We start from the raw sequence: 13193 nt of genomic DNA, 5'->3' as shown, positions 1-13193 counted from the left end.
CACGTGCCCGCACAGCGCGGTGAAGCAGGAAGCCCCCGGAAGGGTCAGCCGACCCACGCCGGAATCCCTGGACTTTAGGCCAGGGAGCACGTCAAGGTTCCGGCATGGAAGACAACGTGATATCGGATGCCGTGATCAAGGAGACCGCCCGCCACCTGCTGCCGCGCCTGGGCGCTGCAGGACTGTCCCTGGCCGCCGTGGCCGGGGACGGCGGCTTCGCCCTCGCCGACGTGGAGGCCGTTTTCCCGCACCGGGACGACCTCCTGACCGCACTGGTCATCGACGCCTACGACGCCTCCGCCGCTGCGATGGAGCAGGCCGACCGGGCCGCCTTGGAAGCCGGCGCCCCGTCGGGCGCGCGCCTCCTCGCGGTCACGCGTGCGCTGCGCCAGTGGTCCTTCGCGCACCCGGGCGAGTTCACGCTGGTCTACGGCTCGCCCGTGCCCGGCTACCACGCCCCGCAAGACACGGTCATGCCCGCCTCCCGCACTCCCGTGGTGCTCGCCGGCATCGTACGATCGGCGCTGGCGGCGGGTGAACTCACCCCGCCGCGACGCGCCTTGTCCGGTACGCCGCTGCTCCTGCCGGCGGCGGTCGAACTCTTCGGCGGCGTGCCCGAAGCCCCGTTCTCGGACGTCATCGAGCGCGGCATCGTCCTGTGGAGCAATCTGATCGGACTCCTGGTCTTCCAGGTCTTCAACCGCACCCACGACAGCGTCAAGGACGAGGCCGCGTTCTTCGACTACGCCGTCGCAGTGGCGGCCGAGAGCATCGGCCTCACCGTTCCCTTGGACGGGGACCCCCGCGCCTGAGCCGTCCTGCCCCGTAGGCGACGGGCGACAGCCGCCCCGCAGGCCTCCGTGCTCCGCCGCTCCGCCTCGCGGTCGCTTCGGAGCCGATGCCGCCTTCTCCACCGAAGTGGGACGGGCAGAGGCCACTCGCGGGCGGCGGTGCACCGCGGAGCCTGCGGGGCACCGGACTGCGCCGGGGCTCCGACGGGCACCGGTCACCTGACGAAGTGACCCGGCGGTGATGGACCGGAGGGCCCGGGGCGGGTTGTGATCGGCGTGCGCCATGCCGCAGCGAAGCGGCCGGGCGCCTCGCACTACCCCAGGAGGAAACGTGCTGACGCACTCCGGTAGCCCGACGGTGACCGTCTGGTCCGACATCGGCTGCCCGTGGGCGAGTCTCGCCCTGCACACCCTGCACGCCGCCACCGAACGGCGGGAACTGCCGCTGCAGATCGACCACCGGGCCTTCCCGCTGGAGCTGTTCAACAGCGAGCCCACCCCCAAGTTCATCGTCGACCCGGAGATCATGGCCATCGGCTCGCACCGCCCGGAGCTGGGTTGGCGGCTGTGGAACGGCCGGCCGGAGACCTACCCGGTCACGACCCTGCCCGCCATGGAGGCGGTCCAGGCGGCCAAGGACCCGGCGGTCGGGGGGCTGCGCGGCAGCGACGAACTGGACCGCGCGCTGCGCAAGGCGTTCTACGTCGACAGCAAGTGCATCAGCATCCACTCGGTGATCCTCGACCTCGCCGAGGAGTGCGAGCACGTGGACGCCGACGCCCTCGCAGCGGCCCTCGCCCGGGGCAGCGGCCGCGCCGAGGTCTACGAGCAGTGGCGGACCGCGCAGGGACCGGGGATCCAGGGCAGCCCGCACCTGTTCGCCGCCGACGGCTACGCCAGCCACAACCCCGGAGCCACCTTCACCTGGACCCGCTCCCCGTACGAGGGCGGCTTCCCGAGGTTGGACGCCTACAGCACCGACTGGGCCGACGAGCTCCTCGACGCCCTGTACGCGGACCACCCGGCCGCCGACACCCCGGCCGTGGTGGACGCCCTGCCGGCCCGGGAAGTCGCGGTGAAGGGAGCCTGACCGACGTCTGCGCCTCCTCCCGTGGGAGTCCCGGGCGGCGCACACCCGGGGTGTGCCGGCGTCGACCGCCGCCCGAGGACACCCGCGAGCTCGCCCGGATGTGCCGGGAAGCTCTGAATTCGCTCAACCCGGGCGTGGAAGCACTCCTCGGCGGGGCATCGTGCTCGCACACGGACCGCGACGGGGAACGGAGGCATTCCATGGAAATCCTGGCCATTGCAGTGGTGATCGTCGTGCTGGCCCTCCAGGTACTGAGTGGGCGCGGGCGGTCACGGCGGCGCCGGTCGTCGTGGCTCGACGGAGGAGGTGACTCCTGCGGCAGCGGCTCCTCCTGCGGCTCTTCCTGCGGCGGAGGCGGAGGCGGAGGCGGCGGCGGAGGAGGGGGAGGCGGCGGCGACTGACCCCGTGCGACGCGGGGTCGGCAGCACGGGCCGTGCGCCGCTGCTCTCGGCGGACCTCCGTAGCGGCTCGCGGCGACCTAGCCGCTGAATCCGCTGCACTGCGTCAGCTCTCCGCCCTGTCGGACGCTGTACTGCGCAGGCGGCATGTTCATGATCTGGAATCCACCGTTCTGGGCGATCTCGACCGTCGCGCCGAAGCCCGCCGACCCGTAGACGTATGCGGGACCCGGGGTGAAGCCCCCGCCGGAGAGGTGCACCTTGCCGTTTTCGAGGACGCCGGAGACCGAGCAGGTCGCGGCCGGGGCGGTGGCCGGCTGGGACCGCGGAGTCGCCGCCAGGGCTGCAGGCGCTGCGAGGAGCGAGGAGGCCACGAGGGCGCTGAGGGCGAGGAGGCGCGTGTGCCGGGTCATGGTTCTTCCTCTCCGGGAGGAATCGAGTAGCCGCGGGAAGGACCTCCCGCCGGGGAGCGGGGGAGCGCGGTGTCGGGCGGCAGGGAGTCGGAGCCGCCCTTCCCATCGTCACCCCGCCCGCGCCCCGGTGCGACCGCGGAGCGGTGGGGGAGGGGAGCCCCGGGCCGGCTGTTCCTCGGGAGGGAGCACGGCACTGGTGTGACGCAGGCGCCGCACATAACAGCCAACGGAGCAGCGCCGCACCGACGCGACGCGTCCCTTGCCGCGGCAGTCGACGACGCGAGGCCGACCAGACGTGGATGCGAGCCGCCCGGCCCGAAGCGGAGACCCGGTCGACGTGACCATGCCGGAGATCCGCCGACTGATCGGCGCAGTGCTCGGCCCGCCGTTCAGGCGGGGGCCTCCTGGAAGAAGTCCGGTGACGTAGCGAGCCCGGCCGGCGGCACCATCCAGCCCGCGCGCGGTGCCGGTGGGTCGGGGCGGTGGTCGGGACTCAGCGCAGGGGCGGGTGGGTGGCGAGCCAGTGACGCGCGATCTGTTCGCGCGTGGCGACCCACGCCCCGCCGCGCTGCGCGACGTGGGTCAGGAAGCCGTCGAGGGCGCGGATGCGGCCGGGGCGGCCGATGATCCGGCCGTGCATGCCGACGCTCATCATGCGCGGCCGGTCGGCGCCCTCGGCGTGGAGCGCATCGAAGGTGTCGACGAGGTAGGCGAGCATGTCGTCGGCGGTGGTGAAGCCGTGGACGATGAGGAACTTGAAGTCGTTCGCGTCCAGGCTGTACGGCACCACGAGGTGCGGCCGGCCGGCCTCCTCGACGTAGAACGGCAGATCGTCCGAGTAGTCGTCCGAGTCGTAGAGGAAGCCGCCTTCTTCGACGACGAGGCGGCGCGTGTGGGGGCTCGTCCGGCCGGTGTACCAGCCGACGGGCCGGCGTCCGGCGAGCCGCTCGATCGTCGCGATCGAGCGGACGATGTCGGCGCGCTCGGCATCCTCGGGCACGTGGCGGTAGTCGATCCAACGCCAGCCGTGGCTCGCCACCTCCCAGCCGGCGGCGCCCATCGCCCGAGCAGCGTCCGGGTTGCGAGCGAGCGCCTGACCGACGGCATACACGGTGAGCGGCGCGCCGTGCGCCGCGAGCGTGCGATGGATGCGCCAGAAGCCGGCGCGCGAACCGTAGGCGAACATCGACTCGGCGTTCAGGTCCCGCCCGCCTTCCACGGGCGGCACGCCGACGAGCTCGTGGAGGTAGCCCTCGGAGGCGGGGTCGCCCTCCAGGACGTTCTGCTCCCCGCCCTCCTCGTAGTTGAGGACGAGGCTGACGGCGACGCGCGCGCCGCCGGGCCAGGCGGCATGCGGCGGCTCGGCGCCGTAGCCGACGAGGTCGCGATCGCGCTGTTGCTCGGACACGGCCCGCACCCTACCGCCGATCCGTCGCGGGGCCGTGGAGGCGGGCGGACGGCCCGGCCACCGCATCCGGGCCGGCGAGCGGGGCGGCGTCGCCTTCGGCGGGTACCCGGCGCTAGTGGCGTGGATGAAGACCCTGGTGCCCACCGGGCCTCTTGCGGGGGCGTGTCGGCGTGTGCGGCATGGATGTGGGCTTTCCCGACCGTAGGTTTCGCTACCAGGTTCTGTGGGCGGCTGCGGCAGGAGAGAGGTGCTGGCGATGGACGGCAAGCGGATCATCACCGTGTTCGGCGCGACGGGGCATCAGGGCGGGTCCGTGGCCCGGGCCGTCCTGGAGGACGTGGACAGTGGCTTCGCGGTGCGGGCCGTGACCCGCAGGCCGGATTCGGACCGGGCGCGAGAGCTGGAACGGCTCGGAGCCGAGGTCGTCCGCGCCGACCTCGATGACGAGGCGAGCCTGCAGTCGGCCTTGGAAGGCGTCTACGGCGCCTTCCTGGTGACCAACTTCTGGGAAGACATGTCCGCGACCCACGAGCAGGCGCAGGCGCAGGCGCTGGCCCGGGCGGCGGGACACGCCGGCGTGCAGCACGCGATCTGGTCCACCCTGGAGGACACGCGCGAGTGCATTCCGCTCGACGACGACCGGATGCCCACACTGCAGGGCTCGTACAAAGTGCCGCACTTCGACGCCAAGGCGGAGGCGGACCACTTCTTCACCGACGACGGCGTCCCCACCACCTTCCTGCGGACGACGTTCTACTGGGAGAACCTGCTGTCGATGTTCGCCCCCCACCCGGGCGAGGACGGGACGTTCGAGCTCACTTATCCCATGGGTGACAGCAAGCTCTCCGGTATCGCCGTCGACGACATCGGCAAGCTGGCGCTGGCCATCTTCAAGGGAGGCACCGACTTCATCGCCGCCACGATCAGCATCGCCGGCGAGCACCTGTCCGTCGCGGACATGGCGGCGGCCATGACCGACGTCCTCGGGAAGCCGGTGCGGTACCGGCCCCTGACGGCGGATGCCTTCCGCGCGCTCGGATTCCCCGGTGCGGACGAGGCCGGCAACATGTTCCAGTACTACGCCGACTGCGAGCACGCCTTCACCGCCGCCCGCGACCTCGATTCCGTCCGCGCCCTCCACCCCGGTCTCCAGGACTTCAGGACCTGGTTGTTCGCGCACCGCCACCAGTTCCACCTGGCCTGACCGATCGTCCCTGGCGCACCGTCACCGTTGCTGAAAGACACCGCATCGGATGACAGTGCCGCCCCAACTCGCCATGCTGGCCAGTGGTTTGTCGTCCCGCCCCTTGCCCTGTCGGCCGGGTTCGCGAATGATGCTCCAGGCGTGCCGCCCAGCGGTGCCCGGGCTCGGACCTCACCCTCACCCCCACTGGCCGGGAGGCCCGCTTTGCGGACGAACCGTCACATACAAAGATCATGCATAGTCGTCGGTGCCGCGCTCGCCCTGCTCGTCGGCGTCCCCCAGACGGCGTTCGCGGCTCCGCCACCGGCACTGCCCGTCAATGCCGAACCGATGGAACTGGACTTCCAGCCCGCCTACGACTACGACACCGACGGCTGCTACCCGACACCCGCGATAGGCCCGAACGGCTCCCTGAACGGCGGCCTCAAACCCACCGGAGCCCTGGACGGCAACTGCCGGGACGCCGCCGACCTGGACAACACCAACGGGTACTCCCGGGCGACCTGCAACAACGGCTGGTGCGCCGTGATGTACGCGCTGTACTTCGAGAAGGACCAGGCACTCCCCGGAATCAGCCTCGGTGGCCACCGCCACGACTGGGAGCACGTGGTGGTGTGGATCCAGAACGACGAGGCGAAGTACGTCGCGACGTCGGCCCACGGCGACTTCTCCATCCACAGCCGCGACCAGATCCGCTGGGACGGCACCCACCCCAAGATCGTCTATCACAAGGACGGCCTGAGCACCCACTGCTTCCGTGCCGCGAACAACAACGACGAACCGCCGGAGAACCACGGGCGGGCCTGGCAGTTCCCGGCACTCGTCGGCTGGTCGGGCTACCCTCCCACCCTGCGGGACAAGCTCAGCCAGGCCGACTTCGGAAGCGCACACTTCGGCCTGAAGGACGGTTCCTTCCAGTCCCACCTGGCCGAGGCCAAGCCGGCCGGCATCCCCTTCGACCCGTACCGGTGACTGCGAGCGCGCGCCTGCGCGCTCCCGTCCTCCGGTTCGGTTCACCGTTGCCGTCCGGCGGGTTCCGGAACGCTCCGGCCGCTCTGCCGGTAGCGGGCGGGATCTTTCCGCCGGGGGCGCTCACGGACGGTGCGGGTCGATCACCGGGCGGCGGCCCCGCCGTACGCCGCGGCCATGGCGGAGGCACCAGCGGTGACGAAGTCACGGATGCCCGTGAGGTAGGCGTCGCGGTCGACGAGTCAGTCGCGGTCGGTGTCGAGGTCGTCGAAGGCCGCGGCGGCGGCCTCCTCCGTGTTCCTGGCCGCCACCCGCAGACGGACGAACTCGTCCCGGCTCACATAGCCGTCGGCATCCAGGTCGGCGATGTCGAACAGCGAACCCAAGGCAGGTCGGCAAGACCGTTCGAACGCGTCGTAGCCGGCCCACGTGCGGTACTCCTCGAAGGTCACGCGGCCGTCGCGGTCGGCGTCCATGTCCTGCCAGACCACCTCATGGGCCCGCCGGGCGGCGCTGACGACCGGGTGGTCGGCCCCACGGCCCAGGGCCGAGGCCGCGCGGTCGACCCGTGCGAGGTACTCCGCTCGGGAGACGACGCCGTCGCCGTCCGCGTCCAGCATGGCGAAGATGCGGCGCTTCGCCGCATCGGTGATCGTGGCGGCGCCTGCTCCCGACATGTGGTCCACTCCTGTCTGCCCCTTGGCGAGCATGCCCGCCCCGCGCTGGCTAGCACCCGAGGCACCCGAGGGCCCGAGCGGCTTCGTCTCCCCGATGATCACATCGAGCCGTCTCCCGGCACGTCGAAGACCGGGCAGGTTCATCCGTTCGTGGCTCGGCGCGTTCGTTCGGCCGATCGCCGTGCCGGCGGCCTCTCGCCTCAGGACCCTACCGCTCAGGACCCCGGCGCATCGACAGGATCTCCCGCCCCCGCTCCTCGGCGATCAGCTCCGCGAGGACCGGGTGTGCCAGCAGTACCACGGGGGCCACGTGGTCCTCGTCCACCGGGCGCCACAGCTCCACCGCCGCCCGCAACTCGGGCCACAGGGACTCGGGAAGACGCGGCCGCCCGGTCTCCTCCTGCGGCCGCGGGAAGTCCGGGTCGGCGTCCAGCCGGTCGAGGATGCGGTGCACCGCCGCGTCGAACTCCGGGTTGCCGTAGGTCAGGGCGTTCGGGTCGAACACGTCGGGGTCGAAGTCGAGGGCCACCGCACGGACCTCCTCCGATCCGCAGCCCTTGAGCCGCTGCAGGGTGGTGGTCCCCCACAGCGGGGCCTGCTGCTCTTCGGCGTGGACCAGGGGCAGCAGCTCACGCGTGAAGAGGGGCGCGCGCAGGAAGTCCACCCGCTCCTCGTCGACGACGACGACCCGGTCCAGGGGGACGGTGCGCGTGTCGCCGAGCAGGGCGAGCATCTGGAAGCGCAGCAGTCGGGCCCGGTCGTTGCCGAACCGGGACGCCTCCTCCAGCACGGCCAGCGGCGCCTCCACCGCTCCGCCGAGCGCGGCGAGCCGGGCCTTCTCGACCTCCGCGTCCCAGTGGTCGCGCGTGGCGCCCGCCGGGCGGCGGAGGGCGTGGAAGGAGACGTACTGGTCGTACATGAGGTCGTAGAAGGAGCCGAACCGTTCGGGGCCGCTGCCCGACCACGAGGCGAGCCAGTAGGCGGCCCACTCGCCGCGCTCGTCGACGTCCTCCGGGTCGAGGAACATGACCGCGGCGTCGCCGTCGAGGGACAGGCGCAGGGAGCGCGCGATGATCTCGCCTTCGGGCTCCTCGTCGTCCTCGCAGAACTCGGTGTCGCTGTAGGCCGCGATCCAGCCGGAGTCATCGGCGTCGGCCAGCCAGGCGAGCTCGGAGGTTCCCGCGAGGCGGTAGATGAAGGCGCCCGCGTCCCGCCAGCCGTCGGTGGTCAGCAGGAACTCACGGAGCGAGGGCGGCAGCGTGCGGCCCAGGCGGGCCTCGGCGGCCGCGATCTCCTCCGCCCCCGCCGGGGCGAACCCGAGCCAGCGCTCCTGCGCGACCCCGGCCGCCAGCGGCGTGTCCCGCTCGGGGTCGTGCGCGTCGACCCACTCCTCGCTCCAGCGCTTGAGGAACTGCTTCCACTGCTCGCGGGTCATGGGGTGCTCCGCCCTCTCCGTACCGGTGTCACTCGATCAAGGACAGCACAGGGGTCCGACACGGTTCCCGACCACCGGCCGCGGGACGTTGTCAGTGGTCGGGGCTAGGTTCGATCACGTCCCGCCGGGTCGGCGGGGAAACCCCCTTGTGCCCAGAGGAGATGGCGCATTGTCAGATCGGGAGAGGTCGAGCACCGTGCGGGTGCTGCCGCCCGCACGGGTGCGGAAGCTCGCGAAGGTACCGTTCGTGGAGCTGGCCGAGGGCCGCCTCCAGGGCGTGGTGTCCAGCGGGTCCGACATCGAGCGCGTGTACGTCTCGTCGGTAGCCACCCGGACGTACGCGTACGCGTGCAGCACCAACAACAACCGTCCCTGTGGCGGCGCCCGCGGCGGGTTCTGCAACCACATACGGGCCCTGGTCTCCGAGGCGGTCCTGCAGTACGGGGCCGAGCGGGTCGCCCGGTACCTGCGGGTGGACGCCGCGGGCGCGGCGGCGCCGGGCGCGCCCGAGCTGCTCGCCGCGATGAGCGGCACCCGGCCGGCGCCGGATGCGGCCAAGCCCGCTGCGACGGTGTTCAGCCGGTTCCTGCGGCACCTGGCCTACCTGGAGCAAGCCCCCTGCACCGCGCCGCTCCCGGAGATGCAGTGGTTCCCCCCCGACCAGGGGTGGGACGGCTGCGCCCCCGGACGGGACCGGTGCGGCCGGGGGAGCGGCCGCCGGTCCGCTCGCCGGTGCCGTGGACGGGCTCGACGAGGCGCTGGCCGTGGTGGACGCCTTCGACCGGGTACTGACCGCCGGGGTGATGCGGCCCCAGGCCGCGCAGGCCGCCGCGCTGGCCGGACTCGCCCGGGCCGTCGGCGGGACCCCGTTGGCCGGCAGGGTCGCGGAAGCCGCGGAGAAGGCGGCGGCCGGAGCCGCCGGCGAGGAGCACCTGCTCGCCCTCGCCGCTGCCCGGACGGCCCTCCTCGGCTCCGTGCACGACGCCCTGGTCGCGCAGGTGGCGGAGGCGACCGGACGGGCGGCTGCCGCTCCGTCCGCGGAGACGGGGGAGACGGGGGAGACGGGGGAGATGGCGGCCGGCACCCAGGGCGCCAATGCCCTGGCGGCCGCCCGGTCCTGGCTGGCGGACCTGGCCCGGGCCGGATGGCAGGGCATCGACCACGAGCTGGTCGCGGGCGCCGCCCCGGTGGTCTCCGCACTACTGCCGGACCCGGCGCTGCGCCGCCCGGCCGTGCTGCTGGACGGCTTCGCGGCCGAACTGGCCGCCAACTGCCCGGGGGCGACGCTGGAACACGTACCGGTGCGCCGCTGGGCGGACCTCTGGGCGCGGGCGATGCTGCTGACCGTGCCGGGGGCGGGCGGTGGTCCCGCGGCGGGGACGGCCACCGGCCGGCTGCTGCCGCTCGGAGTGGACCTCCAGGAGCACGCCACCGCCGTCCAGGCACAGGTGCACGCCGTGTTCGAGCCGGCGGACGGCGCACCGCCCCGCCTGGTCCGGGCCGCCGTGTCGGCGCCGAAGCCGGACACCGTGGTCGGAGCCGGGCTCTGGCAGCTGCTGCGGCCGCACATGACCCTCCTGACGGCGGTCGGCGAGGGCCGGGCGATGGAGCTGACCGGGATGCCGGTCACCGCCGACGGGGACCTGGTCTGGGACGACGCGTGCGCCCGGCCGGGCGATCCCGCAGATGCGTTCGCCACCGCGCGGGCCGCTCTGCCCGCAGCCGCCGACCAGGTCACGGCGCCACTGGACCGGCATCCCGCCCGCATTGCCGTCCCGGTGCTCCTGGAGGGCGGCACGGCCGGCACGGCGGACGACGGCAGCCCGGCCCGCACCCTCGCGGGGCAGCCCCTCGCCGTCGACACCGACCGGATACCGGCCGCGAGCCCCCTCACCCCCGAGGCGGTCGCCGCCCCGGCCGCCTGCATCGGGCTGCTCCGTTGGGACGCCGGCAGGTTCCTCGTGCAGCCGCTGGCGGTCGAGACGACCGTCCGGAAGAAGCCGGTCGCGGTGCACGCCGGCGGCTGGGCCGGCGGGACGAACGACAAGGTCGGGGCGAAGGCGGAGAAGGCGGCCACCGACGCGGTGGCGGTGCTGCGCGAGCGCGCCGGAAGGCTGCTGCGGAAATGAGCGGGGAGATGACGGGACACGAGAGCGCCGCGGCGGCGCCGGTCCAGGGGGCGGACTCCCAGGACAACCGCCGCCAGGTGCTGTACTGGCGGCTGCTGGCCCGGCTCTTCGACCCCGAGGAGCAGGCCGCGCTGGAATCGGCGAGCCTGTCCGTGGTCGAGGACATCGGGCTGCCGCCCGCCCTGCTGGATCCCCAGGCCTCCGTGGACTCGGTGGTGCAGCGCCACCCGGAGCTGGCGGCCGAGTTCGACGGACTGCTGGTCCCTGAGGCCGCAGTCGGGGAGTCGGCCGACGAGACCGGGGAGACGACCGACGGGTCCGGGCGGGACCGGGCCGCGGAGGTGCGGCGTGCCGCGCTGGTCTCCAAGGTGCTGCTCAACGTCTTCGCCTCCGGATCCGGTTCCGTCTCGGCCGCCCAGCTCGCGCGCTGGCAGTCCGACGCGGGCTGGCTGGAGCGGGCGCTGGGTTGCGAGCCCGGTGAGCTGCGCGGCAACCGTGCCGGAGTCCGCTCCGCCGGACGGGGGCCCGGTACGGGCCGCGGGACCAGCCCCGACCTGGACCGGCTGATCCCCGAGATCGGTCCCGAACTCGGTGCCATCGAGGCCGGCCTGGTGAAGCGGATGCGGCTGCGCGAGGTGCTCGCCGACCCCCGGCTCGCCTCCCGGCTCACCCCCAGCATGTCGCTGATCGAACAGCTGCTGCGCGACAAGAACAACCTGTCCGGCGTGGCGCTGGCCAACGCCAAGGCCCTGATCCGCCGGTTCGTGGATGAGGTGGCGGAGGTGCTGCGCACCCAGGTGGAGAAGGCCACCGTCGGAGACCTGGACCGCTCCGTTCCGCCGAAGCGGGTGTTCCGCAACCTCGACCTCGACCGCACCATCTGGAAGAACCTCACCAACTGGAGTCCGGAGGAAGAGCGGTTGTACGTGGACCGCCTCTACTACCGGCACACCGTGCGGAAGACCACACCGCAGCGGCTCGTCGTCGTGGTGGACCAGTCGGGCTCGATGGTCGACTCGATGGTGAACTGCACCATCCTCGCCTCGATCTTCGCCGGCCTGCCGAAGGTGGACGTGCACCTGATCGCGTACGACACGCGGGCCCTGGACCTCACGCCGTGGGTGCACGACCCGTTCGAGACGCTGCTGCGCACCCAGCTCGGTGGGGGTACGGACGGCACCGTCGCCATGAACCTGGTCCGGCCCAAGATCGCCGAGCCCCGCAACACGGTCGTGGTGTGGATCTCCGACTTCTACGAGTGGAGCTGCGAGGAGCTGTTCGAGAGCATGGCCGCGGTGCACCGCTCCGGCGCGAAGTTCATTCCGGTCGGGTCGGTGACCAGCTCCGGCCGGGGCAGCGTCAACCCATGGTTCCGGGAGCGGTTCAAGGACCTCGGCACTCCGGTGATCTCCGGTCACATCCGCAAGCTCGTGCACGAGCTCAAGACCTTCCTCACCTAGCCACTTCTGCCGCTTCCCCCTGCTCCTGCTCCTTCTCCTTCCACTTCTCCTTCCCCTCCTCGTTCTTCCTCTTTCCCGTCACCGAAAGGCTTCGTCATGTCCGACCTGCTGCGCGCTCCCGCCGAGATCAAGTACGCCGAGGAGCTGGACTGGCTGGAATCCGTCGACGACGGCCCCAAGCCGTTCTCCTGGCGGCTGTCCCCGAAGATGGTCCGGCTGTTCATCCTCGGCTCCGAGCGCGCCGACGGCCTGGACCGGGAGATCCCGCAGAAGTGGTTCGGGGACCGCAGCTTCGTCGAGCGGGCCATCGTCACCCTCGCCTCCGACCGCGGTCTGCTGCTGATCGGCGATCCGGGCACCGGCAAGAGCTGGCTGGCCGAGCTGCTGTCCGCCGCGATCTCCCGCAACTCCACCCTCGTCGTGCAGGGTACGGCCGGCACCACCGAGGACCACATCAAGTACTCGTGGAACGTCTCGATGGTCATCGCCAAGGGCCAGTCCCGGGAGTCGATGATCCCCTCGCCGATCATGACGGCGATGGAGACCGGAGCCATCGGCCGGTTCGAGGAGCTGACCCGTGCCACGAGCGACGTGCAGGACGCGCTGATCTCGATCCTGTCGGAGAAGTACGTTTCGGTGCCCGAACTGGACAACGACGGCGGCGAGAACATCGTCTTCGCCAAGCCCGGGTTCTCGGTCATCGCCACCGCCAACAGCCGCGACCGCGGCGTCAACGACCTCTCCTCGGCACTCAAGCGGCGCTTCAACTTCGTCCGCATCCCGGTGGTCACCAACAAGAAGAGCGAGGCGGAGATCGTCCGCTTCCGCACCGAGGAACTGCTGCGCCGCCACCAGATGGAGCTGGACGTCCCGCCGACCCTGCTCGACGTGCTGCTGCAGAGCTTCGCCGACCTGCGCGCTTCTGCTGCGTCGGCCGGCAGCGAGGACGAGAAGCTGGAGTCCGCGCTGTCCACCGCCGAGCGGATCGGCGTGCTCGAGGACGCCATCCTGCACAGCAGCTTCTTCGGCGAGCGGACGCTGACGGCCCGCACGCTGGCCTCCTCGCTCGTCGGCTCGCTGTCCCGGCGCGATCCGGAGGACCTGGCCATCCTCAACAAGTACCTGCACGGCGTCGTCGAGCCGCGCAGCAAGGAGGAGGGCGGCTCATGGCCGGAGTTCCTGGAGGGCGGCCGCGACGCGATCGCCACGCTGTCGTGAG

Annotated in this window: 11 protein-coding genes and 1 pseudogene; 8 read left to right on the top strand and 4 right to left on the bottom strand. The window is 72.1% G+C overall.

Going from position 1 to position 13193, the window contains the following annotated elements:
- Positions 1–104 precede the first annotated feature (104 nt).
- Positions 105–812 (top strand): TetR-like C-terminal domain-containing protein, encoded by a 708-nt coding sequence (locus ACFV7Q_RS26695; protein WP_385431991.1) that lies wholly within the window; start codon positions 105–107, stop codon positions 810–812.
- A gap of 310 nt (positions 813–1122) precedes the next feature.
- The gene (locus tag ACFV7Q_RS26690; protein WP_385431989.1) at positions 1123–1881 is read left to right on the top strand and encodes a DsbA family protein; all 759 of its coding nucleotides are present in this window, start codon (positions 1123–1125) and stop codon (positions 1879–1881) included.
- 478 nt (positions 1882–2359) lie between these two features.
- On the opposite strand, the gene ACFV7Q_RS26685 is transcribed toward ACFV7Q_RS26690, so the two are convergent.
- Together ACFV7Q_RS26685 and puuE are read right to left on the bottom strand one after the other, a co-directional pair.
- A complete protein-coding gene (locus tag ACFV7Q_RS26685) occupies positions 2360–2692 on the bottom strand; it encodes a hypothetical protein (protein ID WP_385431987.1) in 333 nt (110 codons plus the stop codon).
- 493 nt (positions 2693–3185) lie between these two features.
- The gene (puuE, locus tag ACFV7Q_RS26680; protein WP_385431985.1) at positions 3186–4100 is read right to left on the bottom strand and encodes an allantoinase PuuE; all 915 of its coding nucleotides are present in this window, start codon (positions 4098–4100) and stop codon (positions 3186–3188) included.
- 256 nt (positions 4101–4356) lie between these two features.
- On the opposite strand from puuE, the gene ACFV7Q_RS26675 reads away from it, so the two are divergent.
- Positions 4357–5304 carry an NmrA/HSCARG family protein gene (locus ACFV7Q_RS26675; protein WP_385431984.1) on the top strand — a complete coding sequence of 316 codons (948 nt, stop codon included), beginning with the start codon at positions 4357–4359 and terminating at the stop codon, positions 5302–5304.
- Positions 5305–5508: 204 nt separating this feature from the next.
- Entirely contained in the window at positions 5509–6276 is a 768-nt protein-coding gene (locus ACFV7Q_RS26670; RefSeq protein WP_385431982.1) for an NPP1 family protein, read from the top strand.
- A 239-nt stretch (positions 6277–6515) separates the two neighbouring features.
- Here ACFV7Q_RS26670 and ACFV7Q_RS26665 read toward each other — a convergent pair whose 3' ends face one another.
- Both ACFV7Q_RS26665 and ACFV7Q_RS26660 read right to left on the bottom strand, forming a co-directional pair.
- Positions 6516–6950, bottom strand: coding sequence for an EF-hand domain-containing protein (locus ACFV7Q_RS26665; protein WP_385431981.1), 435 nt, complete (start codon positions 6948–6950; stop codon positions 6516–6518).
- Positions 6951–7158: 208 nt separating this feature from the next.
- A complete protein-coding gene (locus tag ACFV7Q_RS26660; protein WP_385431979.1) occupies positions 7159–8385 on the bottom strand; it encodes an SMI1/KNR4 family protein in 1227 nt (408 codons plus the stop codon).
- Positions 8386–8533: 148 nt separating this feature from the next.
- On the opposite strand from ACFV7Q_RS26660, the pseudogene ACFV7Q_RS26655 reads away from it, so the two are divergent.
- The 4 genes and pseudogenes from ACFV7Q_RS26655 to ACFV7Q_RS26640 all read left to right on the top strand — a co-directional run.
- A pseudogene (locus ACFV7Q_RS26655) lies at positions 8534–9040 on the top strand (hypothetical protein); the annotation flags it as partial.
- 82 nt (positions 9041–9122) lie between these two features.
- Positions 9123–10514 carry a hypothetical protein gene (locus ACFV7Q_RS26650; protein WP_385431977.1) on the top strand — a complete coding sequence of 464 codons (1392 nt, stop codon included), beginning with the start codon at positions 9123–9125 and terminating at the stop codon, positions 10512–10514.
- An 8-nt stretch (positions 10515–10522) separates the two neighbouring features.
- A complete protein-coding gene (locus tag ACFV7Q_RS26645) occupies positions 10523–11974 on the top strand; it encodes a VWA domain-containing protein (RefSeq protein ID WP_385431996.1) in 1452 nt (483 codons plus the stop codon).
- A 96-nt stretch (positions 11975–12070) separates the two neighbouring features.
- Positions 12071–13192, top strand: a complete 1122-nt coding sequence (locus tag ACFV7Q_RS26640; RefSeq protein ID WP_385431976.1) for an AAA family ATPase — start codon at positions 12071–12073, stop codon at positions 13190–13192.
- Position 13193: the final 1 nt, after the last annotated feature.

Origin of the sequence: Streptomyces sp. NPDC059851 (assembly GCF_042732005.1) — a bacterium.
Classification (GTDB): domain Bacteria; phylum Actinomycetota; class Actinomycetes; order Streptomycetales; family Streptomycetaceae; genus Streptomyces.
Note: the sequence above shows the minus strand (reverse complement) of the source record. Positions and strands in the feature narration are given on the sequence as shown.